Origin of the sequence: Actinoplanes sp. NPDC051513 (genome assembly GCF_044454685.1) — a bacterium.
Lineage (GTDB): Bacteria > Actinomycetota > Actinomycetes > Mycobacteriales > Micromonosporaceae > Actinoplanes.
This window is the reverse complement of sequence record NZ_JBITDW010000003.1, coordinates 173247-196191: the sequence shown is the minus strand read 5'-3', so window position 1 is coordinate 196191 and position 22945 is coordinate 173247. Positions and strand designations below refer to the sequence as shown.

The window sequence follows — 22945 nt, the reverse complement described above, 5'->3', positions numbered from 1 at the left end:
GCTCTTCGCGGTCGCCGCGATCACGCTCATCGTGCTCGGCGTCTTCATCGCTCTGAGCCGCTAACGGGTGGCGCTGGCGGCGTCGGTGTCGGCCAGGGGCTCGTCGGTGTCTTCCGGGGTGCGCTCGCCGTGCCAGGAGCGCCACAACGACGCGTACGGGCCGTTCGCCGCGACCAACTCGTCGTGGGAGCCGAGCTCGGTGATCCGGCCGTCCTCCACGACGGCGACGCGGTCGGCGTCGTGGGCCGAGAACAGCCGGTGCGCGATCGCCACCACCGTGCGCCCGTGCAGCACCGCGCCGAGCGACCGTTCCAGGTCGCGCGCCGCCCGCGGGTCGAGCAGCGACGTCGCCTCGTCGAGCACCAGCGTGTGCGGGTCGGCCAGGACGAGCCGGGCCAGCGCGATCTGCTGCGCCTGCGCCGACGACAACGGCCGGCCACCCGCGCCGACCGTGGTGGCCAGTCCCTCGGGCAGCGCCAATGCCCAGTCGAGCGCGCGCACCGCCGCCAGCGCCGATCGCACCTCCGCCTCGCCGGCCTCCGGACGCACCATCGCCACGTTGTCCCACACCGAGCCGATGAAGACGTGGTGCTCCTGGCTGACCAGCGCCACCTCGGTGCGCAGCTTGTCGAGCGGCAGGTCGCCGAGCGGCGCCCCGCCCACGGTGATCGTCCCGGCGGTGGGCTGATGCACCCCGGCCAGCAGCCGGCCGAGCGTCGATTTGCCCGCGCCGGACGGCCCGACGATCGCGAGCCGCTCCCCCGGCTCGAGCGTCAGGTCGATCCCGTGCAGCACCTCGCGCCCTCGCACGTACGAGAAATGCATGTTGCGGATCTCGATGCGCGTCCCCTCCGGCTGTGGCGCCACCTCGGCCGGCGCGGGCGGCTCGTCCTCGGCGACGCCGAGCAGCCGGGCCAGCGACGCCGTGCCGACCTGGAGCTCGTCGAGCCAGCCGAGCAGCCGGTCGAGCGGGTCGATCAGCAGCTGCACGTAGACCACCGCGGCGGTGAGCTGCCCGAGCGTGACCGCGCCGTCCAGGTAGAGCAGGCCGCCGACCAGCAGGGTCGCCACCACCGGCAGCACATAGCCGAACTCGACCACCGGGAACCAGACCGTGCGCAGGAACAGGGTGTACTTCTCGGCGAGCCAGGTGCGGTGCAGGTCGGCGTCGGTTCGATCGATCCGGCGGCGACGGCGGCGCAGCGCGTCGACCGTGCGGGCGCCGTCGACCGTCTCGGCGAGGCCGTCGGTCACCGACGAGTATTCGGCGTTCTGTTTCAGGTACGCCGACGGGGAACGCCGCAGGTACCACCGGGTGCCGATCCACAGGATCGGCACGGCGATCAGCAGCGGCAGCGCCAGCAGCGGAGTCACCACGACGAGCGCGCCCACCACCAGCACGATCGTGATGACCGCGATCATCGTCTCGGGCACGGCGAGCCGCACGCACCGCGACAGCGCGTCCACGTCCCGGGTCGTACGGGTCAGCAGGTCGCCGCTGCCCGCCCGCTCCACGGTGGACAGCGGCAGGGCGAGCACCCGCTCGACGAACTCCTCGCGCAGGCTGGCCAGCACCCGCTCGCCGAGCTGGGCGGAGGCGAGGTACGCGAAGCGGGTCAGCACCGCCTGGAGCACCACGAACCCGGCGATCAACGCCGCGAGCCGGTCGATCACGCCCGCGCCGCGATCGTGCTGGATGCCCTCGACGAGGTCGCCCAGCAGGCGCGGCCCGACCAGCCCGGCGATCGCGGCGAGAACGTGCAGCGCGACCGCGCCACCGAGCACCCGCGGATAGCGCCGGAACAGCTCGCGCACGTACCGCCGCACCTGGGCGATGTCGGCGACCGGCAGCATCCCGCTCATTCGGGGTCCTCGCCCCTCAGCACGGTGCGGGCGTAGCGCGGCTCGTGGTCGAGCAGGCCGTGGTGGGTGCCGGTCGCGACCAGGCGGCCGTCTTCGACGAAGCAGACCCGGTCGACCCGGTCGAGGACCAGCGGGCTGGACGTGCAGATCACCGTGGTGCGGCCGGTCCGGGCGGTGATCAGCCGCTCGGCGATGCGCGCCTCGGTGTGGGCGTCGACCGCGCTCGTCGGCTCGACCAGGATCAGCGTGTCGGGGTCGGCGACCAGGGCCCGGGCGAGGCGCAGCCGCTGCTGCTGGCCGCCGGAGAACGACCGGCCGCGCTCGGCCACCTCGCTGTCGAGCCCGTCGGGCAGGGCCTCGACGATGTCGGTCGCGGCCGCCGTGTGCAGCGCGGCCGGCAGCGAGCCACGGTCGTGCGGGTCGAGATCGTCGTGCAGCCGGCCGGTGAACAGGCGGGCGTCGTTGTCGGCCACCAGGATCCGCTCGCGGACCGTGGCCATCGCGAACTCGTCCAGCGGCCGGCCGCCGGCCGTGCCGCCCTCGGCGTAGCGCCCGAGCCGATCGGCGATCTCGGTGGCCTCGGCCGGGGCGGCCGCCACGATCGCGGTGATCTCGCCGGGGCGAACGACCACACCGGACCGCGGGTCGGCGAGGTCGCCGGCGAGGCGCTCGGCCGGCAGCGGCGCGGACGGGTCGGGCAGGTCGGTGACCGCGCCGAGCATGGCCACGACCCGGCGGCTCGCCACGTGGCCGCGGGTGATCTTGTCGAGCGTCTCGGTGAGCTGCCGCAGGGGCGCGACGAGAAACGCCGCGTACGCGTAGAAGGAGACCAGCTGCCCCACCGTGATCTGCCCGTTCAGGGCGAAGTGGGCGCCCAGCCAGGTGACCAGCACCAGGAAGACGCCGGGCAGCAGCACCTGGGCGGCCTCGAGCAGCGACTCGACCCGGGCGGTGCGGACCCCGGCCGCGCGCAACGCCTGCGACTCGGCGCGATAGCGCTCGGCCATCACCGCCTCGCCGCCCACGCCGCGCAGCACGCGCAGGCCGCCCACCAGGTCGGCGGCGCGGCCGGTGAGCAGGCCCTGCTGTTCGCGGGTGACCTGCTGCCGGTGGTGCAGCGGCTTGATCAGCAGACCCACGACGGCCATCAGGATCGGCACGCCGAGCACCACGACGAGGCCGAGCGGCACCGAGGTGAACAGCAGGATGACCGTCACGGTGACGACCGCGACCAGCGAGCCGGTGCCGCGGGCCGTGATGTCGATGGCGGCGCCGATCGCCCGGATGTCGGCCGTGCCGATCGCCACCACCTCGCCGGTGTCGAGCCGCCGGGACAGCGCCGAGCCGAGCCGGGCGGCGTGCCGCACGGTGATCTGGACGGTGACGAACATGGCGCTCAGGAAGTTGACCACCGCGAACCGGTGGCGGGACACGCCGGTGATCGCCTGGACGGTACCGACGCCGAGCAGCACGAGACACCAGATCAGCAGGTCGTGGTCGTCGCGCCGGGTCGCGGCGTCGATGGCCCGGCCGATGATCGCGGGCACGACGGCCTGGCAGAGCATCCAGACGACGGCCAGCGCGATGGCGGGGACGACGGTCAGCCGGTAGCGCCGGACCAGCCAGCCCAGGTAATGGGTGGCGGACCGGCTGTCGGGTACGCCGCAGTCGGCGTCGGGCAGCGTTCGCATCAGGGCCCGACGTTACGGGCGGGGTCTGACGTTTTGCGACCCGTTTCCTACCGGCCGATCGGTGCTGACGAGACCGGCGCTACCGATCTACCGGCGAGAAGTCCCATACATGCGGCGCGCGGGCGACGAGCTTCGCCGGCGGCGCGGGCAGACTCTCGGGCGTGTTGCGCCACTTCGAGATGACCACGATGCGGTGGTCGGTCGACGAGTACACCTCGCTCGACACATGTTGCGGCAGCACCTCGAGCCGGGGCACCGCCACATCGCAGACCCAGGTCAGCAGCTCGTCGAAGCCGCTAGCCAGGGCCCGCACCTCCCACATCCGCGCGATCATGGTGGCTTCCTACCCCGCCACGCTGACCGAGGTCAATGCCATCGAGGAATCGGCGGGCAGATCGAGACGCGACGGGGCGACGCCGGCCGCCACGAGCCGCGAGCCGAGGGCGGCGACCATCGCGCCGTTGTCCGTGCACAGTTGAGGGCGCGGAACGCGTACGAGAATGCCGTGTTTTGCTGCCTTTTGCTCGGCCAGCACGCGCAACCGGGAGTTGGCCGCGACCCCACCGCCGATGATCAGGGTCGCCACGCCGTTGGCCAGGCACGCGTCGACCGCCTTGGCGGTGAGCACGTCGCAGACCGCCTCCTGGAAGCTCGCCGACACGTCGGCCACCGGCACCGGCTCGCCGTCCCGCTCGCGGGCCTCGACCCAGCGCGCGACCGCGGTCTTGAGGCCCGAGAAGGAGAAGTCGAAGCGGTGCGCGGCGAGATCTTTGGGGGCGGTCAGTCCACGCGGGAACGCGATCGCGGCCGGATCGCCCTCGCGCGCCCGCCGGTCGATCACCGGCCCGCCCGGGAAACCGAGCCCGAGCAGGCGGGCCACCTTGTCGAACGCCTCCCCGGCCGCGTCGTCGATCGTGGCGCCGAGCGGGGTCACGCCGTTGGCCAGATCGTCGACCAGCAGCAGCGACGAGTGTCCGCCGGACACCAGCATCGCGATCGCCGGCTCGGGCAGCGGACCGTGCTCCAAAGTGTCCACTGCGACGTGGGCGGCGAGGTGGTTGACGCCGTAGAGAGGCTTGTCGGCCGCCAACGCGTACCCCTTGGCGGCGGCGACGCCCACCAGCAGCGCGCCCGCGAGACCGGGCCCGCTGGTCACCGCGATCGCGTCGATGTCGGCGAGGGTGACTCCGGCGTCGTCGAGCGCGCGCTGCATGGTCGGCACGATCGCCTCGAGATGGGCGCGGCTGGCGACCTCGGGCACCACGCCACCGAACCGGGCATGCTGGTCCACACTGGACGCGAGCGCGTCGGCGAGCAGGGTGTGGCCGCGCACGATGCCCACGCCGGTCTCGTCGCAGGAGGTCTCGATCCCGAGGACCAGGGGCTCGTCAGGCATTGCGCATCATCACCAGGGCGTCCGTGTTGCTGGGTTGGTAGTAGCCGCGCCGGATCCCGACCGGCTCGAAGTCGTAGGTCGCGTACAGCTGCTGGGCGGGCGCGTTGTCGACCGCGACCTCGAGCAGCGTCTGCTTGATGCCGCGCCGGGCGGCCTCGGCAAGCAGCGCCTCCAGCATGGCGCGTCCGACGCCGCCGCGCTGGGCGGTGCGGCGGACCGCGATGTTCTGCACCCAGGCCTCGTCGGTGGTCATCGCGAGACCGGCGTAGCCGAGCAGCTCGTCGCCGTCGAGCGCGACGATGTAGAAGTTGCGCTGGGCCAGCTCGTTCCAGAACATCGCCGACGACCACTTCTCGGCGCCGAACAGCTCCTGCTCGATCGGCAGCGCCTCGGCGATGTGCCACCACCGGAAACGCTCGATGCCCACCCGGACTTTGTCACCCATCAGTTCAGCACGTGCTTGCGGCGAGTCAGCTCGACGGCGTCGGGGCGCCGCAGGTAGAGCGGCGTGAGCGGTTCGCTCGGCGAGGCCTCGCGAATCCGCTCGGCCGCGAGGGCCACGAGGGCAGCGCCGGGCGGGTAGAGAAGATGTTCTTCCATGGGTACGCCGAAAACGTCGCCATATTTGAGGCCGCCCTCGCCGCACACGCGGTCGTACTCTCCTTCTACCTCTGTGGGCTTGGCCACCTGGGGGCCGGTGGCGCGCACCCCGTCCACATAGGTCGCGTAGTAGACCTCGCGCCGGCGCGCGTCGGTGGCGACGAGCACCCGGCCCGGGCCGGCGGCACGGCCGAGCCCATCGAGCGAGCACACGCCGTAGGTGGGGATGCCGAGCGCCTGCGCCATGCTCGCGGCGGTGGCCAGGCCGACCCGCAGGCCGGTGAACGGCCCCGGCCCGAGCCCGGCGACGATCGCCGTGAGGTCGGCGGGCCGGACCCCGGCCTCGGCCAGGGACGCCGCGATCTCGGGCGCCAATCTCTCCCCGTGGGCACGGGGGTCGACGGTGCGCCGCTCGGCGACGCCGCGCAGGCCGTCGGCGGTGACCTCCACCAGCGCGGCCGTCGACGCGGGGGTCGCGGTGTCCAGAGCGAGTACGAGCACGTGCCGACCCTAACGCGGATCCCAGTCGATCAGCGGACGGCCGCCGTCGGCCAGGGCCTTGTTGGCGGCGCTGAACGGACGGACGCCACGGAAGCCCTCCCGGTTGAGGGGGCTCGGGTGGCCCGCCTCCAGCACGACGTGCGCCGGGTTGGTGATCAGAGCGGCCTTCTTGCGGGCGTACCCGCCCCAGAGCAGGAACACGACCCGCTCGCTGCGGGCGTCGAGCGCCCGGATGGTGGCGTCGGTGAACACCTCCCAGCCCTTGCCCGCGTGCGAGGCGGCCGCACCGCCGCGCACGGTGAGCACCGCGTTGAGCAACAGCACCCCCTGCCGGGCCCAGCCGGTGAGGTCGCCGGACTTCGACGGCGCGACACCGGCGTCCTCGGCGAGCTCCTTGAAGATGTTGCGCAGCGACGGCGGGATCCGGACCCCGTCGCGGACGCTGAAGCTCAGGCCGTGGGCCTGCCCCGGCCCGTGGTAGGGGTCCTGACCCAGGATCAGCACCCGGGTCTCGGCCGGCGGGCACAGCCGGTAGGCCGCGAACAGGTCCTCGATCGGGGGATAGATGGTGTGCGCCGCGTACTCCGCGGCCACGAACTCGCCGAGCTTCGCGGTTGCTTCGGCGTCCAGGAAGGGGGTCAGCTCGTCCCGCCACTCGGCCGGCAGCAGGTCAGGCAGATTCAACTAGCTCTCCAGTTCGTGAAGGCGGATGGCCCAGTCACCGCCGTGCGGCACCAGCTCCACCGTGCGGGTGTCGTCGTCCAGCCGGTCGATACGGACCTGCAGGTATTCGTCGTTGAGCTGCTCGACCAGGCCCGCGCCCCACTCGACGACGGTGACCGCGTCCTCGGCCGAGGCGTCCAGGTCGAGGTCGTCGATCTCGGCGCGCGGGTCGGGCCGGTCGCCGAGACGGTACGCGTCCGCGTGCACGAGCGGGACGGGACCCCGGTGCACCCGGGCGATCACGAACGTCGGCGAGGTGACCGCGCCCTCGACACCGAGGCCGGCGCCGATGCCCTGCACGAGAGCGGTCTTGCCGGCCCCGAGCGGGCCGGTGAGCAGCACGAGGTCGCCGCGGCGGAGGACGCCGGCCAGTCTGCGCCCGAAAGCCTGGGTGTCCTCGACCGTCGCGAGCTTCACCTCGGTGGTCACGAGATCTTCTCCACGAAGGGCAGCATCGCGGCGTTGACCTCGTCGGACTTCTCCAGCATCACCACGTGCCCGGTGTTCTCGATGGTGACGAGCCGGGCGTCGGGCAGCCGCTTGATGATTTCCTGCGAGTGGGCGACCGGAGTCAGGTAGTCCTTGTCGCCGACGATGACCAGCACCGGAACACCGCGCAGCGCCGCCAGCGCCGGGTATCGGCTGTGGTTGTACAGCGTGGCCAGGTATTTGGTCAGCGTCTCGACCGAGGTCTTGGAATTCATCCCCTCCACGAACGAGACCAACGACGGGCTCGGCTTGCCGTCGCCGAAGCCGTACCGCCGGGTGAGCAGCCAGGCCAGGTCGGAGGAGGCGAACCGGGCCCGCTCGATCACGTTGCCGCCGAGGTGGGCGGCGGTGCCCCAGAGCGGGAAGAACGGCGCGCTGGCCCGCGCGACCAGCGACGGCAGGGCCAGCTTGGCGCGGTCGATCAGCCGGGCCGAGGTCGAGATCAGCACCACGCCGGTGACCCGGTTGCCGAACCATTCCGGGTACTTCTCGGCGAACGACATGATGGTCATGCCGCCCATCGAGTGGCCGACCAGGATGATGTGGCCATCGGGCACGGTCGCGTTCAGGACCGCGGCGAGCGACTCGCCGAGCCCCGCGATGTCGTAGTTGCCGGACTTGAGCTTGCTGGACTTGCCGTGGCCGGGCTGGTCGTAGAAGACCAGACGGTGGTCGCCGCGCTCGGTGAACATCTTGCGCTGGAAGTAGAACGTGCCCATGTCGAGCGCGAACCCGTGCACGAAGACGATCGTCGGCTTGCCGGTCGGCGCCTTGGGCTCGACGACCTCGACGTGCAGGTTGGTGCCGTCGCCCGCGGTGACCGTGAGCTCGGCGTCGAACGACGGGTCGGCGAAGTCCTCGTCGGCGTGCGGGTCGCCGGGGGCGTTGACCGAGCGGCGGACCAGCGTGCGCTCGACCGCGAACGCCGTGGCCAGGCCGGCCGCCACCACGCCGAGGGCGGCTCCGGCGATGCCGACCTGCTTGGCCCGCCGTCGCGGGATCTTGGGGCTCACGCGGATGTCACCGTCCCGGCGGCGCCGTCGTACACCCGCGGGACCCGCGAGCTGCCGAAACGGGTCACGATCTCGTAGTTGATCGTGCCGACCACCTCGGCCCAGTCGTCGGCCGTCGGGCCGCCGTCGTCACCGGGCCCGAAGAGCGTGGCCACGTCGCCGGCCGCCACCTCGTCGTCGCCGACGTCGAGCACGATCTGGTCCATGCAGACCCGGCCGGCGACCCTGCGGCGCTTGCCGCGCAACTGCACCGGCCCCGCGTTCGAGGCGGCGCGCGGCACGCCGTCGGCGTAACCGAGCGGCACCAGCGCCAGCGTCGTCTCGCGCTCGGTGAAGTAGGTGTGGCCGTAGGAGACGCCCTGACCGGCCGGAACCCGCTTGGTCTGCGCGACGCGGGCGTGCGCGGTCATCGCCGGGCGCAGCCCGAACGTCTCCCCCGGCACGGGCGACAGGCCGTAGACGGCGATGCCCGGCCGGACCAGGTCGTAGTGGGCGTCCGGGCGGGTCAGCGTGGCCGCCGAGTTGGCGATGTGCCGGTAGCGCGGCGCAATCCCGAACCGCTCGGCCACGGCCAGCCCGTCGGCGAATACCGCCAGCTGCCGGTCGGTGATCTCATCGGCGGGCGCGTCCGCGCTGACGAAGTGGCTCCACACCCCCACAACGTCGATGTCGCCGTCGGCCTGCGCCTTCGCTGCGGCCTCCAGCAGGGCCGGCCATTCGGCCGCCGTCGCGCCGCCACGGGACAGGCCGGTGTCGAGCTTCAGGTGTACGCGTGCCTGCCGTTCCGCGCGGCGTGCGGCCTCGACCAGCTCGCCGACCAGCTGGAGCGAGCTCGCGGACAGGTCGATGCCGGCCGCGACCCCGTCGTGCAGCGGCATGCCCGGCGAGTGCAGCCAGGCCAGCACCGGCACGTCGAGACCGGCCCGGCGCAGGGTCAGCCCCTCGTCGAGGGTCGCCACGCCGAGCCAGGTCGCGCCGCCGGCCAGCGCCGCCCGAGCGGACGGCAGCATGCCGTGCCCGTAGCCGTCGCCCTTCACGACCGCCATCACCTCGGCGGTTGTGCCGGCGCGCATCAACGCCACGTTGTCCCGGATGGCGTCCAGATCGATCCGGACCTCGGCCTGCCACATGATTCCCAGCCTAACGATCGGTACGACAGTTTCCGTTACGGCTGCTCAGCGGGGTCACCCCAGCAACGCCGCCAGCGTCGGGCGAAGCGCGGCCGCGACGTCGGGTGAGGTCACCGGGCCGGACTCGGCCGCCCAGCGGCCGGCCAGGCCGTGCACGTACGCCGCCGCGACCGCGGCCCGTTCGGGAGCGAGCCCGCCGGCCAGCAGCGAGCCGAGCAGCCCCGCCAGTACGTCGCCGCTGCCCGCGGTGGCCAGCGCCGAGCTGCCGGTCGGGTTGGCCCAGACCTCGCCACCCGGGGTCGCCACGATCGTCCGGTCGCCCTTGAGCAGCACCACCGCGTTGATCCAGGTGGCCAGCCGGCACGCGGCCCCCACCCGGTCGGCGCCCGGCGCCTCACCCGCCAGCCGCTTGAACTCCCCGTCGTGCGGCGTGATCACCAGCGGCGCGTCCCGGCGCAGGTCCTCGGCGTGCGAGCCGTCCACCAGCAGCGTCAGCGCGTCCGCGTCGAGCACCACCGGCACCGAGGTCGCCAGCACCGAGCGCAGCGTCGTACGTGCTTCGTCGTCGGTGCCGAGACCCGAGCCGCACACCCAGGCCTGCACCCGCCCGGCGTCGCCCACCCGGCTCACCGCGACCACCGACGGATGCGCCCGGACGACCTCGCGGTAGCCGCTCCCGGCATAGCGCACCATGCCGGTCGGACCGGCCAGCGCGCCGCTCGTCGACAGCAGGGCCGCGCCCGGATACTTCGCCGAGCCGGTCGCGATGCCGACCACGCCTCGGGTGTACTTGTCGGAAGCCGGGCCCGGGGCCGGCCACCACTCGGCGATGTCATCGGCGTCGGGCACCCGCACCGCCGGGTCGGCCCGCAGCACCCGGCCCAGCCCGATGTCGACCAGTTCGACCTGCCCGCAGCGCACCGCGGCCGGCCCCAGCACGTGGGCCGGCTTGAGGCAGCCGAAGGTCACCGTGACATCGGCCGTGACCGCCTCGCCCGGCACGTCGCCGGTGTCGACCGCCACGCCGCTCGGCACGTCGACCGCGACCACCGGCGGCCGCGCGCCGGACCGCCCGCGCAGGTCACCCAGGCGGGCCACGTAGCCGGCCGCCGGTGCCCGCAGGCCGCCGCTCGCCCCGATGCCGACGATGCCGTCGAGCACGAGATCGGCCCGATCGGGCAGCTCGCGCACCGTGACGCCGCCGGCCGCCCGCAGCGCCGCGAGCCCGGCCAGGTGAACCCGGTCGGGCCGCAGCAGAAGAGCCCGCACCTGGGCGCCGCGCTGGGCCAATGCGGCGCCCGCATAGAGTGTGTCGCCGCCGTTGTCGCCGCTGCCGACCAGCAGCAGCACCCGCGCGCCGTACACGCCGCCGTCGTCGTCGTCCAGGAGAAGCGCGCAGCGCCGGGCCAGGCCGGCCGCGGCGCGCTGCATGAGCGTGCCCTCCGGCAGCGTCGCCATCAGCGCCTTCTCGGCCGCCCGCACGTCGGCGACCCGCCATGCCTGCCGCATCTGCCCTGTCCTCCAAGCCGTTCGTGATGCCGTCGGTTTTAGGCCCCGGGTACGACAGTTTCGCGTTCGCGGTGGTCGAGCCCTTGATCAGGACTCCGCGACGACCATCGCCGACGCGATGCCACCGTCGTGCGAGAGCGAGAGGTGCCACCGGGCGATGCCACGCTCGGCCGCGGCCGCGGCGACCGTACCGGACACGGTCAACCAAGGGCGCCCGTCCGGGTCGGCGACGATCTCGCAGTCGTGCCAGAGCATGCCGGCCGGCGCCCCCAGCGCCTTCGCCACGGCCTCCTTCGCCGCGAACCGGGCGGCGAGCGACTCGGCCGAGCGCGGATTGCCGGTGCCGCTCAGCCGCTCCCCCTCGGTGAACAGCCGAACTCCCAGCAGCGGGGTCCGTTCGAGGGCCCGGGCGAAGCGGTCCACCAGGACTACATCGATGCCGACAGCCACGATCACGGCCCAACCCTATCGGGCGAGCTAACGCACGGCCGGGTACGGCGCAAGACCTGTGGACAACCTCGGCACACGCGACCGCGCGGTTGTCCACAGGCACCGCCGGCGGCCCTCCCCGGCCCCTAAGGTCGGCGCATCCCGTTGCCCCACATGGAGGTTGCCGATGAATCCCGATCTCGAGGTCGACACCGAAGAACTACGTCGCGCCGCCTCCTCCCTGACCACAACCGCGGCCGAGACGTCGGCCGGAGCCACCGCGGCGCCCACGGTGCCGCACACGCCGCGTTGGCGCACGACCGACGCCGCGTCGCTGGCCACGGCGGCCGCCCAGCAGCAGCTTCAGCATCTGGGCGTCGGCGCCGCCGAGACGGCCTGCCAGGTCGCGGCCGCCGCGGCGGCCTATCAGGAGGCCGACGCCCGCGCCGCGACCCGCCTGCGGCTGTCCCGGTGACCGCCGCCGTCTACGCCCGGTTGCGCGTCGCCGACCCGGGCCTCTGGCGCGCGGTCGCGCACGCCTGGCGACGCTGGGCCACCCTGGCCGGCCGGCTGACTGCCCAGCTCACGGCCGATCTGATACGCCTCGGCGGGGCCTGGTCCGGCACGGCGGCCACGGCAGCCGCGGCCCGGCTGACGGAATTGCGCCGCGGCCTGATCCAGTTCCGGGTCCTGTGCTGGCAGGCCGACCAGGCGGCCGGCGAGTTCGCGGCCGCCCTCACCCGCGCCAAGCGGCTGCTGGCCCAGGCCATCTCCGCCGCCCACCGCGCCGGCCTGACCATCGACGACGAGGGCATCATCCGCGGCGGTCTCGCCACCCCGGGCGCGGGCGGCGCCGCCACGCGCGAGGCGGGCGGTCCGGCCACCACATTCTGGGCGGCCCATCCGGGCACCACGCGAGCAGTGGGCCACCCGGGCGCCACGCAGGCAGCGGGCCATCCGGGCGCGGCGCAGGCGGCGGGCCATCCGGGCGCGGCGCAGGCGGCGGGCCATCCGGGCGCGGCGCAGGCGGCCGTGGCGGAGGTCGCCGACGATCTGTTTGCGGCCATCGCGATCGCGGCGGCGGCCGACGAGGTGGCGGCCGAGCGTCTGGAGCGGATCGAGGCTGCCGCCCGGCAACCGGCTGTCCCGGCCGGGCCGGCGCGGCCGGACTGCACAGCGTCGCCGGCCCAGGTACGGCGCTGGTGGGATGGACTCACCCCGGCCGAGCGGCAGTGGCTGCTGGCGACCGAACCGGCCTGGCTCGCGCCGCTCGACGGAATCCCCGCCGCCGACCGCGACACGGCCAACCGCCTGCTCCTCGACGACCGGCGGGCGCAGATCGAGCGGGCGCTCGCCACGGCGCACGGCAGTGAGCGCCGGAGGCTGCAAGATCTCCGGCACGGGCTCGACGCCCTCGCCGACCGGCTGGCCGAAGACGAGGGCCCGCGGGCGTACCTGCTACGGCTCGACCTGAGCGAGGAGGGCCGCGTCGTGGTGGCGCTGGGCGACCCCGACCGGGCCGACAACGTGGTCACCCACGTGCCGGGGATGACGGCGGAGCTGGCGTCGTTCGGCGGCGAGCTGACCCGCGCCGAGCGGGTGGCCGGCCGGGCGGCGGAACTCTCCCCGGCCGCGTCGACCAGCGCGGTGCTCTGGCTCGACTACGACGCCCCCGACTTCGTCGACGAGGCGGCGAGCGCCCGCCGGGCTGAGGCCGGGGCGCCGGCGCTGCGCCGCTTCCAGGAAGGACTGCGGGCCACGGTCGACGGCCCGCCCGCCCGGCAGACCGTGATCGGCCACAGCTACGGCTCGCTGCTGGTCGGCAAGGCGGCCGCCGGGAGCGGCCTGCCCGCCGACAACGTGGTCTTCGTCGGCTCACCGGGCGTCGGCGTCGAGTCGGTTCGCGACCTGTCCGTCCCGCCCGGCCGCGTCTGGTCGACCACCTCGAGCAGCGACGTCATCCAGTACGCGGCGCCCGGCCCCGCCGCCCTCGCCCGCGACCTGGCGGTGTCTCGCCTCGTACCCGTCCTGGGCCCCGCGATCGCCTTCGGCAGCCCCGAGCGCGACCTGTGGTTCGGCCACAACCCGAGCGATCCCGCCTTCGGCGCCCGCACCTTCGCGAGCGCCCCCGGCGCGGGCCACCTCGGCTATTGGGAGCGCGGCAGCCCTTCCCTCGACACCCTCGCCGCCATCACCCTGGGCACGGCCCGATGACCCCGGCCGCCCTCCACCACAAAGCGGCCCCGGCACCCGGCAGGGACTGGCTGCCGGCAACGCCAGCAGCTGGCAGAGCCGACAACGCCAGCAGCTGGCAGAGCCGGCAACGCCAGCAGCCGACGGGGCCGGCACCCGGCGAGGCCGGTCAGGTCATTCGACGGTGACGGACTTGGCGAGGTTTCGGGGCTGGTCCACGTCGAGGCCGCGGGCCGCGGCGATCTCGCAGGCGAGGATCTGCAGCGGGACTGCGGTCATCAGCGGGGCCAGCAGGGTCGGCGTGTGCGGGACCGGGATCAGGTGGTCGGCGTAGGCCTTGACGCTCTCGTCGCCCTCCTCGGCGATCACGATGGTGCGGGCGCCGCGGGCGCGAACCTCCTGGATGTTGGAGACGACCTTGTCGCGCATCACGCCGCGGCCGGCCGGGGAGGGCACCACGCAGACCACGGGCGTGCCCTCGTCGATCAAGGCGATCGGGCCGTGCTTGAGCTCGCCCGCGGCGAACCCCTCGGCGTGCATGTAGGCGAGCTCCTTGAGCTTGAGCGCGCCCTCGAGGGCCACCGGATAGCCGACGTGCCGGCCGATGAACAGTACCGTGGACGCCGTCTTGAGGTCACGGGCCAGGGCCCGCACGTCCTCCATCTGGCCGAGCAGCCGCCTCAGGCTCTCGGGGGTGCTGCTGAGCTTCTCGACCACGGCCGCGACCTCGTCGGCGTACATGACGCCGCGGATCTGGGCCAGATGCAGGCCGATCAGATAGCACGCGACCAGCTGGGTGACGAACGCCTTGGTGGACGCCACCGCGATCTCGGGGCCGCCGTGCGTGTAGAGCACCGCGTCGGACTCGCGCGGGATCGTCGAGCCGTTGGTGTTGCAGACGGCGAGCACCCGGGCCTTCTGCTCCTTGGCGTGCCGCAGGGCCATCAGGGTGTCCATGGTCTCGCCGGACTGGCTGATCACGATCATCAGGGTCGAGCGGTCCAGGATCGGGTCGCGGTAGCGGAACTCGCTGGCCAGCTCCACCTCGCACGGGATGCGCACCCAGTGCTCGATGGCGTACTTGGCGACCATGCCGGCGTGGTACGAGGTGCCGCAGGCCACGATGAAGATCTTGTCGACGTCGCGGAGGTCCTGATCGGTGAGGCGGACCTCGTCGAGGACGATCTCGCCGCGCTCGGAGAGCCGGCCGAGCAGGGTGTCCGCGATGGCCTGCGGCTGCTCGGCGATCTCCTTGAGCATGAAGTAGTCGTAGCCACCCTTCTCCGCGGCCGACGCGTCCCAGTCGATGTGGAACTCGTGCGCGGCGGCCGGCTCACCGTCGAAGCTGGTGATCTCGATGCCGGCCGGGGTGATCAGCACGACCTGGTCCTGGCCCAGCTCGATCGCGTCGCGGGTGTGCTCGATGAACGCCGAGACGTCGCTGGCGAGGAAGTTCTCTCCCTGGCCGCGACCGACCACCAGCGGCGAGTTGCGCCGGGCCGCGACCACGGCGTCGGGCACGTCGACGTCGACGGCCAGCAGCGTGAAGGCGCCCTCGAGCCGCCGCACCGTGCGGCGCATCGCCTCGGCGAGCAGCTGCGGCCCGGACAAGCCTGCGGAAGAGGCGCGCAGCTCGCGCACCTCGGCGGCGAGCAGGTGGGCCGCGCACTCGGTGTCGGTGTCGCTGGCGAACTCGATGCCGGTCGCCTCGAGCTCGCTGCGCAGGCGGGCGAAGTTCTCGATGATGCCGTTGTGGATGACGGCGACCCGGCCGTCGGCGGAGAGGTGCGGGTGGGCGTTCCGGTCGGTCGGGCCGCCGTGCGTGGCCCACCGGGTGTGCCCGATCGCCGTGCTGCCGGTGGCGATGTTGTCGCCGGCCCGCTCGGTGAGCGCCTTCTCCAGGTTGGCCAGCTTGCCGGCCTTCTTCTCGGTCAGAACGGTGTCGCTGTCGACGACGGCGACGCCCGCGGAGTCGTAACCGCGGTATTCGAGCCGGCGGAGGCCGTCGAGAACGATGCTGAGCGCCGGCCGACCGCCGACGTAACCCACGATGCCACACATGCGGGGCAGCGTAACCGACGATCGCTCATGCGTCATGCTCGAGAAGCACACTTTTGAGCAGCCGAGTTGCTCGAAAGTGTGTCCGGAGGATGACCGACGGCGACATGCCCGGCACCCGCCCATGGCGTCGTTGGCGTACCGTCGGCTTGCGCGCCGCAGGACCGCGCCCGCACCGGGAGAGACGCTTGACCAACCAGCACGACACCCCGCAGCCGGAGGAGCCGACGCCGCCCGGCGGGAGCGCGCCGATCTCCGGGCAGCCCTGGTCGACGCCCTCGGGCGACCCGCTCTCCCCAGAGCCCTACCAGCCACCGGCGACGGCCTACGCGCCCGGCTCCGCACGTATCCCCGAACCCGACTCCCCGCCGACGTCGCAGTTCCCGCCCGTGGGCCCGGTGAACTATGCACCGCCCGGCTACGCGCCCGACTACGGCGGCTATGCCCCGCCACCGGGCTATGCCCCGCCACCGGGCTATGCCCAGCCCGGCTATGCCCAGCCCGGCTATGCGCCGCCTCCGCCTCCGCCGCGCAAGAACAACGCCCCGCTCGTCGCCGTGATCCTGGCCGTCACGCTCCTGCTCTGCGGCGGCGTCGTCACCGCCGGCGTCCTGGTCGCGCGCGGCGTCGCCGAGAAGGCCAAGGAAGTGGCCGCCCCCTTCGACGTGCCCACCGAGGCGCCCACCTTCCCGGGCCTGCCCACCGGGCTCCCGACCGACGCGGCCGGCAGCGGTCGCAAGATCGACGTGACCTACGAGGTCACCGGCGACGGCCCGGTCTCGATCGTCTACCTCGAGAAGGCCGGCGACACCCCGGTCCGGCTCAGCGACGTGAAGCTCCCCTGGAAGTTCACCACCCAGATGGAGACCCCGGCGCTGCTCTCCGTGGTCGTCCTGCGCGTCGGCGCCAGCGCCGGCACGGTCGGCTGCAAGGCCTCGGTCGACGGCGACGAGGTCAAGTCCAACACGTCCGACGATGCCAACTTCGCGACCGTCACCTGCACCCACCTGGCCCTGGATTGAGATGACGAACGATCCCCTGGTCGAGCGCATGCGCGCGTTCGGCACCACGATCTTCACCGAGATGTCCGCGCTGGCCCTCCGCACCGGCTCGATCAACCTGGGCCAGGGCTTCCCGGACACCGACGGCCCCCAGGAGATGCTCGACGCGGTGGCCAGAAGCGGCCCCGCCAACCAGTACCCGCCCCTGTACGGCATCCCCGTCCTGCGCGCGGCCATCACCGAGCACGAGCGGCGCTTCTGGGCCCTCGACCGCGACCCCGACAGCGAGGTCGTGGTCACCGCGGGCGCCACCGAGGCGGTCGCCGCCGCGATCCTCGGCCTGTGCGAGTACGGCGACGAAGTCGTGTGCTTCGAGCCGTACTACGACTCGTACGCGGCCTCGATCGCCCTGGCCGGCGCGGTGCGCCGCCCGGTCACGCTGCGCCCCGGCCCCGGCGGCCGCTACCGCTTCGACGAGGGCGAGCTACGCGCCGCGTTCGGCCCGCGCACCCGCCTGGTGCTGCTCAACTCGCCGCACAACCCGACCGGCAAGGTCTTCACCCGCGCCGAGCTCACCCTGATCGCCGAGCTCTGCCAGGAGCACGACGTGTACGCGGTCACCGACGAGGTCTACGAGCACCTGGTCTTCTCCGATGCCGGGGAGAAGCACACGCCGCTGGCAACCCTGCCGGGCATGCTCGAGCGCACCCTGCGCATCTCCTCGGCCGGCAAGACCTTCTCCTGCACCGGCTGGAAGGTCGGCTGGGCCACCGGCCCGGCCGCGCTGGTCTCGACCGTCGCCCGGGTCAAGCAGTTCCTGACGTTCGTCAACGCCGGCCCGCTCCAGCCCGCCGTCGCGGTCGCCCTGGGCCTGCCCGACGCCTACTTCACCGGCTTCCGGGCGGGCCTGCAGGCCCGCCGCGACCGCCTGGTGACCGGTCTCACCGAGGCCGGCTTCACGGTCCTGCCGTCGGAGGGCACGTACTTCGTCACCGCTGACATCACCCCGCTCGCCGACATCAAAGCGAGCGACGGCGAAGGGAGCGACGGCGTCGACTTCTGCCGCGAGCTACCCGCCCGCTGCGGGGTGGTGGCCGTGCCCACCCAGGTCTTCTACGACCATCAGGAGGCCGGCCGCCACCTGATCCGCTTCGCGTTCTGCAAGCGCGAGGAGGTCATCGACGAGGCGGCCCAGCGTCTTTCGAAGCTGAGCCGCCCGTGAGCCGCTAGAAGGCTTCGACCTCGGCCGCGATCCGTTCGGCGACCGAGCGTGCATGCTCCTCGGTGCCGGCCTCGACCATGACGCGTACGAGAGGCTCGGTGCCCGACGGACGCAGCAGCACCCGCCCGGTCTCCCCCAGCTCGGCCTCCGCCGCCGCCACCGCGGCGAGAACGGCCGGCGCGGCCGCGCCAGCCGCCCGGTCGCTCACCCGCACGTTGATCAGCACCTGCGGCAGCTTGTGCACCACTGAGGCCAGGTCGGCCAGCGACTTGCCCGACGCCGCCAGCTGCGCCATCAGGTGCAGCCCGGTCAGCACGCCGTCGCCGGTCGTCGCGTAGGCCGGCATCACGATGTGGCCGCTCTGCTCGCCACCCAGCGCCAGCCCGCCCGCGTTGAGCTCCTCCAGCACGTAGCGGTCGCCGACCTTGGCCTCGATCAGCTTGATGCCGGACTGCTTCATCGCGATCCGCAGGCCCAGGTTGCTCATCACGGTCGCGACCAGCGTGCCGTCGGTGAGCGTACCGGCGTCGCGCATGGCCAGCGCCAGGATCGCCATGATCTGGTCGCCGTCGACGATGTCACCCGATGCGGTGACGGCGAGGCAGCGGTCGGCGTCCCCGTCGTGGGCGATGCCCAGGTCGGCGCCCTCGGCGACAACCCGCTCGCGCACCTTGTCCATGTGCGTCGAGCCGCAGTCCTCGTTGATGTTGAGGCCGTCCGGGTCGGCGTGGATCGAGATGACCTCGGCGCCCGCCTCCTCGTACGCGGTCGGCCCCACCTCGCTGGCCGCGCCGTTCGCGCAGTCGACCACGACCTTGATCCCGTTGAGCGGGTGCGGCGTCGAGCCGACCAGGTGCTTGATGTAATGCTCGGCGCCGTCCAGCAGGTCGTGCACCCGCCCGATCGCGGCGCCGGTGGGCCGCCCGATCAGGCCGTGCCCGTCCTCGATCGCCTGCTCGATCCGCGCCTCGAGCTCGTCCGGCAGCTTGGCGCCGCCGGGCGCGAACAGCTTGATCCCGTTGTCGGGCATCGGGTTGTGCGAGGCGGAGAGCATCACGCCGAGGTCGGCGTTGGTCTGGGCGACCAGGTACGCGACGGCCGGCGTGGGCAGCACCCCGACCCGTACGACGTTGGCGCCCGCGCTGGTCAGCCCCGCGACCACGGCGGCCTCGAGCATCTCGCCGCTGGCCCGCGGGTCACGCCCGACGATCGCCATCGGCTGGTGGCTGCTGTCGCTTTCCACGAGGACCCGCGCCGCCGCGACCGCGACGGAGAGGGCCAGTTCCGGGGTCAGGTCGCCGTTGGCGAGCCCGCGCACGCCGTCGGTACCGAAGAGTCGCCCCATAGCGCCTTCCTTTCCCGGGAGCAAAACAAGCCTTTCACGGGTGCAAAACGGCCGGGCCCGCCCCCAAGTTGGAGGGGGCGAACCCGGCCGCCTGTCAAGCGATCAGCGCTTCGAGTACTGCGGAGCCTTACGGGCCTTCTTGAGGCCGTACTTCTTGCTCTCCTTGACCCGCGCGTCGCGGGTGAGGAAGCCGGCCTTCTTGAGGGCCGGGCGGTCGTCCGGCTCGTTCGTGATGAGCGCGCGGGCGATGCCGAGGCGCAGCGCACCGGCCTGGCCGGTGATGCCGCCGCCACGCAGGTTCGCGATCACGTCGAACTGCTCGGTCTTTTCGGTGGTGGTCAGCGGCTCGCGGATGAGCTGCTGGTGCACCTTGCTCGGGAAGTAGGCCTCGAGGTCACGACCGTTGCAGGTGATCTTGCCGGTGCCGGGCATGAGGCGCACCCGGACGATGGCCTCCTTGCGGCGGCCGACGGTCTGGATCGGACGGTCACCGGGACGCGGGGCGCGGACCGGGGCCGGCGCGGGCGTCTCGACGACGACGACCGTCTCAGCGGGCTCCTCGACGGTCTCGACGACCTCGGGCTCGATGATGTCGGACATGCTGCTGCCTTCTCCCGCGCTCACTGCGCGATCTGGGTGATTTCGAAGGGCTGGGGCTGCTGAGCGGCGTGCGGGTGCTCAGCGCCCGGGTAGACCTTCAGCTTCTTGATGATCTGCCGCGCGAGCTTGTTGTGCGGGAGCATGCCCTTGACGGCCAGCTCGATCGCCTTCTCGGGGCGCTTCGACAGCAGCTCCTCGTAGCCGATCTGCTTGAGACCGCCCGGGTAGCCCGAGTGGCGGTAGGCGACCTTGGTCTGCCGCTTGTTGCCGGTCAGAGCCACCTTGCCCGCGTTGATGATCACCACGAAGTCGCCGGTGTCGACATGCGGCGCGAAGGTCGGCTTGTGCTTGCCACGCAGAAGGTTGGCGGTGTGGGTAGCCAGGCGGCCCAGGACGACGTCGGAAGCGTCGATAATGTGCCACTGACGCTCGATCTCACCCGGCTTCGGGCTGTACGTACGCACAGAATTACCTTGTCTTGTCGTCGGTCTGGGGTCGCGCGCTGGTCGCCCCGAGCGCAAAAACGTCTCGAGCACAACGGCTGTCACACAACAGCAGGCAACAATACCCGGCCGCGCGGCGCGTGGTCAAAACGACGGTCCTGCCGGACCCCCAACAATATGCCAGCCAAGCATACTCCGCTGCGACGACGCACCCGACACCGGGATACGGAGGAGAACGGACGTAGCGGAGGTCACAGGTCGATGCCTCTTAGCAGGCTCGAAACAAACGGGACGCCGTGGTGAAATCCCCCACCGGCACGCTTCGCACATGGCCAATGGTGCGCACCCCTCGACGACGCGGGCAGGGCATAGCCGCCGCGTGCGGGTACGGCGCACTATGGAGAGGCCACCGTCAGGGTTGAGGACGGACCTGACGGTGACCGTCGAACCGGTTCACCGGTTCGGCGAGGAGGAGTCGCGGTGTGCGCCGGACGGAGGTACGGCGGAGAACGCAGGCGTGACATGGGAGCGGGTCGACGCTGAGGACGGCGGGCTCCGAGCGTGCCCTTCGGTGGACCGTACGGCCACGCCGCGACTTCTCGAAAAACGATGACCGACCGGACGGGGGGAACGCGCCGGGCGGTGATCACCGCGGCCGGCCTGACGGAGCCGACCGCGTCGCTCTCCGGATACACCGTCGGCGTCACCGCCGATCGGCGGCGCGACGAGCTCGCCAACCTGCTCGAGAGCCGGGGCGCCCGCGTGGTGCTGGCGCCCGCGCTGCGCATCGTTCCGATCGCCGACGACGCCGAGCTGCGGGCCGCGACCCGCGCGTGCCTCGACAACCCGCCCGACATCGTGCTGGTCAACACCGGCATCGGCATGCGCGGCTGGCTGGAGGCCGCCGAGGGGTGGGGCCTGGCCGAGCCGCTGCGTTCGCAGCTCGCCCGGGCGTACCTGATCGGCCGGGGCCCGAAGGCGCGCGCCGCGATCCGGTCGGCCGGCCTGCACGACCAGTGGTCCCCCGAGGGGGAGAGCTACGAGGAGGTCGTCGACCACCTCAAGGCCCGGGGCGTCAACGGGCTGACCGTGGCACTCCAGCTGCACGGCGAGAGCCAGCCGGAATACACCGAGGCGCTCGAGGCGGCCGGAGCCCGGGTGATCGAGGTGCCGGTCTACCGCTGGGGGCCGCCCACCGACCCCGCCCCGCTGCACCGCCTGGTCGACCTGGTCACCGGCCGGCTGGTCGACGCGGTGACGTTCACCAGCGCCGCGGCCGTGAACGCGCTGCTGCGGGCGGCCGGGCCGGCCGGTGACGCCCTGCTGGACGCGCTACGCGCCGACGTGCTGGTGGCCTGCGTGGGCCCGGTGACCGGCGCCCCGCTGCGCCGGCACGACGTGCCGATCGTGGCGCCGGCCCGGGCCCGGCTGAGCGCCCTGGTCCGCACGATCGTCGAGGAACTGCCGAAGAGGGCGGTCACGCTCGAGGTGGCCGGCCACTCGCTGACCCTGCGGGGGCACGCCGCGATCGTCGACGGCGATCTGCGGCCGCTCGCCCCGGCCCCGATGGCCGTGCTGCGCGCGCTGGCGGCCGCGCCCGGCCGGGTTCTCTCCCGGGCCGCCCTGCTGCACGCGCTCCCCCGCGGCGCCGACGAGCACGCGGTCGAGATGGCGGTGGCCCGGCTCCGGGCGGGCCTGGGCGCGCCCGGAGTGGTCCAAACGGTCGTGAAGCGCGGCTACCGGCTGCCGAACTGAGCGAGCTCAGCCGACGACGGCCGGGTAGCCGCCACTCTGCTCGGCCACCAGCGTGGCCATCGCGTGCTCGACGACCTGCACGAGCACACTTTTCACCGAGTCCCGGTGGCGGGCGTCGCACAGCACCAGCGGCACGTGCGGCGGGATCGCCAGGGCCTCGCGCACCTCGTCCGGCTCGTAGCGCGGCGCGCCGTCGAAGCAGTTGAGGGCCACGATGTACGGAAGATGCCGGTTCTCGAAGTAGTCGAGCGGCGCGAAAGCGTCCGCGATCCGTCGCGTGTCGACCAGCACGGCGGCGCCCACGGCGCCCCGGATGAGCTCGTCCCACATGAACCAGAAGCGGGTCTGCCCGGGGGTGCCGAAGAGGTAGAGGATCAGGTCGTCGGCCATGGTGATACGGCCGAAGTCCATCGCCACCGTGGTGGTCTCCTTGCCAGGCACCTTGGACGCGTCGTCGACGCCCTGACCGGCCGAGGTCATCAGCGCCTCGGTGGTCAGGGGCTCGATCTCGGAGACCGATCCGACGAGCGTCGTCTTGCCGACGCCGAAGCCGCCCGCAATGACGATCTTCGCGGAGGTGATCTCCCTGGGTTGCGCCCCCGCCCGCTCAGAGCTTGCGAAGTCCACTCAACACCCTTTCCAGCAGATCCATCCGCTCCGTGAAGCCCTTCTTGGGAGCGGCGCTGTGCAATGACAGCAGTCCGTCGGCGACCATGTCCGCGACCAGGACCCGGGCAACACCCAGCGGGAGCCGGGTGAGCGCCGAGAGCTCGGCCAGTGACTGCGGCTTCGCCTCACAGAGCACCGCGATGCGGTACTTGTCGTGCCCGGCGAACCGGGCCTCTTGCACGGCGGCCTGGCTGGCTACCAGGACCGCCTCGATCGGAATGTCACGGCGTGGCTCGGTCCGTCCGCGGGTGACCGCGTACGGGCGTACCAGGTTGCCCCGTGGGTCCTGCGGCTGCCCCATGACGCGATCACCCC

23 protein-coding genes are annotated in these 22945 nt (G+C 72.7%); 5 read left to right on the top strand and 18 right to left on the bottom strand.

Annotated elements, in window-relative coordinates:
* Nucleotides 1-60: 60 nt before the first annotated feature.
* The 12 genes from ACIA5D_RS10945 to ACIA5D_RS10890 form a co-directional block, all read right to left on the bottom strand.
* Nucleotides 61-1863, bottom strand: coding sequence for an ABC transporter ATP-binding protein (locus tag ACIA5D_RS10945; RefSeq protein WP_396029681.1), 1803 nt, complete (start codon nt 1861-1863; stop codon nt 61-63).
* Nucleotides 1860-3554, bottom strand: coding sequence for an ABC transporter ATP-binding protein (locus ACIA5D_RS10940; protein WP_396029680.1), 1695 nt, complete (start codon nt 3552-3554; stop codon nt 1860-1862). Before ACIA5D_RS10940 ends, ACIA5D_RS10945 begins: the two co-directional genes overlap by 4 nt.
* 79 nt (nt 3555-3633) lie before the next feature.
* Nucleotides 3634-3888 carry a hypothetical protein gene (locus ACIA5D_RS10935; protein WP_396029679.1) on the bottom strand — a complete coding sequence of 85 codons (255 nt, stop codon included), beginning with the start codon at nt 3886-3888 and terminating at the stop codon, nt 3634-3636.
* Between the two features lie 9 nt (nt 3889-3897).
* Nucleotides 3898-4950, bottom strand: a complete 1053-nt coding sequence (gene tsaD, locus ACIA5D_RS10930; RefSeq protein ID WP_396029678.1) for a tRNA (adenosine(37)-N6)-threonylcarbamoyltransferase complex transferase subunit TsaD — start codon at nt 4948-4950, stop codon at nt 3898-3900.
* Nucleotides 4943-5395 carry a ribosomal protein S18-alanine N-acetyltransferase gene (gene rimI, locus ACIA5D_RS10925; RefSeq protein ID WP_396029677.1) on the bottom strand — a complete coding sequence of 151 codons (453 nt, stop codon included), beginning with the start codon at nt 5393-5395 and terminating at the stop codon, nt 4943-4945. Before rimI ends, tsaD begins: the two co-directional genes overlap by 8 nt.
* A complete protein-coding gene (gene tsaB, locus ACIA5D_RS10920) occupies nt 5395-6051 on the bottom strand; it encodes a tRNA (adenosine(37)-N6)-threonylcarbamoyltransferase complex dimerization subunit type 1 TsaB (protein ID WP_396029676.1) in 657 nt (218 codons plus the stop codon). The genes rimI and tsaB overlap by 1 nt, the downstream gene beginning before the upstream one ends.
* A gap of 9 nt (nt 6052-6060) precedes the next feature.
* On the bottom strand, nt 6061-6735 hold the full coding sequence (locus ACIA5D_RS10915; RefSeq protein ID WP_396029675.1) for a uracil-DNA glycosylase: 675 nt from the start codon (nt 6733-6735) through the stop codon (nt 6061-6063).
* Nucleotides 6736-7203: a tRNA (adenosine(37)-N6)-threonylcarbamoyltransferase complex ATPase subunit type 1 TsaE gene (tsaE, locus tag ACIA5D_RS10910; RefSeq protein ID WP_396029674.1), complete on the bottom strand. Its 468-nt coding sequence runs from the start codon at nt 7201-7203 to the stop codon at nt 6736-6738.
* Complete coding sequence (locus tag ACIA5D_RS10905) at nt 7200-8276, bottom strand: alpha/beta fold hydrolase (protein WP_396029673.1); 1077 nt, start codon at nt 8274-8276, stop codon at nt 7200-7202. The genes tsaE and ACIA5D_RS10905 overlap by 4 nt, the downstream gene beginning before the upstream one ends.
* A complete protein-coding gene (alr, locus tag ACIA5D_RS10900) occupies nt 8273-9406 on the bottom strand; it encodes an alanine racemase (RefSeq protein WP_396029672.1) in 1134 nt (377 codons plus the stop codon). The genes ACIA5D_RS10905 and alr overlap by 4 nt, the downstream gene beginning before the upstream one ends.
* 54 nt (nt 9407-9460) lie before the next feature.
* The gene (locus ACIA5D_RS10895) at nt 9461-10915 is read right to left on the bottom strand and encodes an NAD(P)H-hydrate dehydratase (protein ID WP_396029671.1); all 1455 of its coding nucleotides are present in this window, start codon (nt 10913-10915) and stop codon (nt 9461-9463) included.
* An 87-nt stretch (nt 10916-11002) separates the two neighbouring features.
* Nucleotides 11003-11371, bottom strand: coding sequence for a holo-ACP synthase (locus tag ACIA5D_RS10890; protein ID WP_396029670.1), 369 nt, complete (start codon nt 11369-11371; stop codon nt 11003-11005).
* Nucleotides 11372-11531: 160 nt separating this feature from the next.
* On the opposite strand from ACIA5D_RS10890, the gene ACIA5D_RS10885 reads away from it, so the two are divergent.
* Together ACIA5D_RS10885 and ACIA5D_RS10880 are read left to right on the top strand one after the other, a co-directional pair.
* The gene (locus tag ACIA5D_RS10885) at nt 11532-11819 is read left to right on the top strand and encodes a type VII secretion target (protein WP_396029669.1); all 288 of its coding nucleotides are present in this window, start codon (nt 11532-11534) and stop codon (nt 11817-11819) included.
* Nucleotides 11816-13558 (top strand): alpha/beta hydrolase, encoded by a 1743-nt coding sequence (locus tag ACIA5D_RS10880; RefSeq protein WP_396029668.1) that lies wholly within the window; start codon nt 11816-11818, stop codon nt 13556-13558. The genes ACIA5D_RS10885 and ACIA5D_RS10880 overlap by 4 nt, the downstream gene beginning before the upstream one ends.
* Nucleotides 13559-13711: 153 nt before the next feature.
* Here ACIA5D_RS10880 and glmS read toward each other — a convergent pair whose 3' ends face one another.
* Complete coding sequence (glmS, locus tag ACIA5D_RS10875) at nt 13712-15598, bottom strand: glutamine--fructose-6-phosphate transaminase (isomerizing) (protein WP_396029667.1); 1887 nt, start codon at nt 15596-15598, stop codon at nt 13712-13714.
* Between the two features lie 185 nt (nt 15599-15783).
* On the opposite strand from glmS, the gene ACIA5D_RS10870 reads away from it, so the two are divergent.
* Nucleotides 15784-16617, top strand: a complete 834-nt coding sequence (locus ACIA5D_RS10870; RefSeq protein WP_396029666.1) for an MmpS family transport accessory protein — start codon at nt 15784-15786, stop codon at nt 16615-16617.
* Nucleotide 16618: 1 nt separating this feature from the next.
* A complete protein-coding gene (locus ACIA5D_RS10865; RefSeq protein WP_396029665.1) occupies nt 16619-17818 on the top strand; it encodes a pyridoxal phosphate-dependent aminotransferase in 1200 nt (399 codons plus the stop codon).
* 4 nt (nt 17819-17822) lie between these two features.
* Here the strand turns inward: ACIA5D_RS10865 and glmM are convergent, their stop codons facing one another.
* The 3 genes from glmM to rplM form a co-directional block, all read right to left on the bottom strand.
* On the bottom strand, nt 17823-19163 hold the full coding sequence (gene glmM, locus ACIA5D_RS10860) for a phosphoglucosamine mutase (protein WP_396029664.1): 1341 nt from the start codon (nt 19161-19163) through the stop codon (nt 17823-17825).
* A gap of 102 nt (nt 19164-19265) precedes the next feature.
* Nucleotides 19266-19763, bottom strand: coding sequence for a 30S ribosomal protein S9 (gene rpsI, locus ACIA5D_RS10855; RefSeq protein ID WP_396029663.1), 498 nt, complete (start codon nt 19761-19763; stop codon nt 19266-19268).
* A 20-nt stretch (nt 19764-19783) separates the two neighbouring features.
* Entirely contained in the window at nt 19784-20227 is a 444-nt protein-coding gene (gene rplM, locus ACIA5D_RS10850) for a 50S ribosomal protein L13 (RefSeq protein ID WP_020513634.1), read from the bottom strand.
* 588 nt (nt 20228-20815) lie between these two features.
* On the opposite strand from rplM, the gene ACIA5D_RS10845 reads away from it, so the two are divergent.
* Nucleotides 20816-21961, top strand: a complete 1146-nt coding sequence (locus ACIA5D_RS10845) for a uroporphyrinogen-III synthase (RefSeq protein WP_396029662.1) — start codon at nt 20816-20818, stop codon at nt 21959-21961.
* Nucleotides 21962-21967: 6 nt separating this feature from the next.
* Here the strand turns inward: ACIA5D_RS10845 and ACIA5D_RS10840 are convergent, their stop codons facing one another.
* Nucleotides 21968-22588, bottom strand: coding sequence for a GTP-binding protein (locus ACIA5D_RS10840; RefSeq protein ID WP_396029661.1), 621 nt, complete (start codon nt 22586-22588; stop codon nt 21968-21970).
* Nucleotides 22569-22931: a DUF742 domain-containing protein gene (locus ACIA5D_RS10835; protein ID WP_203730233.1), complete on the bottom strand. Its 363-nt coding sequence runs from the start codon at nt 22929-22931 to the stop codon at nt 22569-22571. The genes ACIA5D_RS10840 and ACIA5D_RS10835 overlap by 20 nt, the downstream gene beginning before the upstream one ends.
* Nucleotides 22932-22945: the final 14 nt, after the last annotated feature.

Bases quoted from the DNA above. Each gene is read 5' to 3' on its own strand.
- ACIA5D_RS10945 (WP_396029681.1), bottom strand. From the start codon at position 1,863: ATGAGCGGGATGCTGCCGGTCGCCGACATCGCCCAGGTGCGGCGGTAC.
- ACIA5D_RS10940 (WP_396029680.1), bottom strand. From the start codon at position 3,554: ATGCGAACGCTGCCCGACGCCGACTGCGGCGTACCCGACAGCCGGTCC.
- ACIA5D_RS10935 (WP_396029679.1), bottom strand. From the start codon at position 3,888: ATGATCGCGCGGATGTGGGAGGTGCGGGCCCTGGCTAGCGGCTTCGAC.
- tsaD (WP_396029678.1), bottom strand. From the start codon at position 4,950: ATGCCTGACGAGCCCCTGGTCCTCGGGATCGAGACCTCCTGCGACGAG.
- rimI (WP_396029677.1), bottom strand. From the start codon at position 5,395: ATGGGTGACAAAGTCCGGGTGGGCATCGAGCGTTTCCGGTGGTGGCAC.
- alr (WP_396029672.1), bottom strand. From the start codon at position 9,406: ATGTGGCAGGCCGAGGTCCGGATCGATCTGGACGCCATCCGGGACAAC.
- ACIA5D_RS10895 (WP_396029671.1), bottom strand. From the start codon at position 10,915: ATGCGGCAGGCATGGCGGGTCGCCGACGTGCGGGCGGCCGAGAAGGCG.
- ACIA5D_RS10885 (WP_396029669.1), top strand. From the start codon at position 11,532: ATGAATCCCGATCTCGAGGTCGACACCGAAGAACTACGTCGCGCCGCC.
- glmS (WP_396029667.1), bottom strand. From the start codon at position 15,598: ATGTGTGGCATCGTGGGTTACGTCGGCGGTCGGCCGGCGCTCAGCATC.
- ACIA5D_RS10865 (WP_396029665.1), top strand. From the start codon at position 16,619: ATGACGAACGATCCCCTGGTCGAGCGCATGCGCGCGTTCGGCACCACG.
- glmM (WP_396029664.1), bottom strand. From the start codon at position 19,163: ATGGGGCGACTCTTCGGTACCGACGGCGTGCGCGGGCTCGCCAACGGC.
- rpsI (WP_396029663.1), bottom strand. From the start codon at position 19,763: ATGTCCGACATCATCGAGCCCGAGGTCGTCGAGACCGTCGAGGAGCCC.
- ACIA5D_RS10845 (WP_396029662.1), top strand. From the start codon at position 20,816: ATGACCGACCGGACGGGGGGAACGCGCCGGGCGGTGATCACCGCGGCC.
- ACIA5D_RS10835 (WP_203730233.1), bottom strand. From the start codon at position 22,931: ATGGGGCAGCCGCAGGACCCACGGGGCAACCTGGTACGCCCGTACGCG.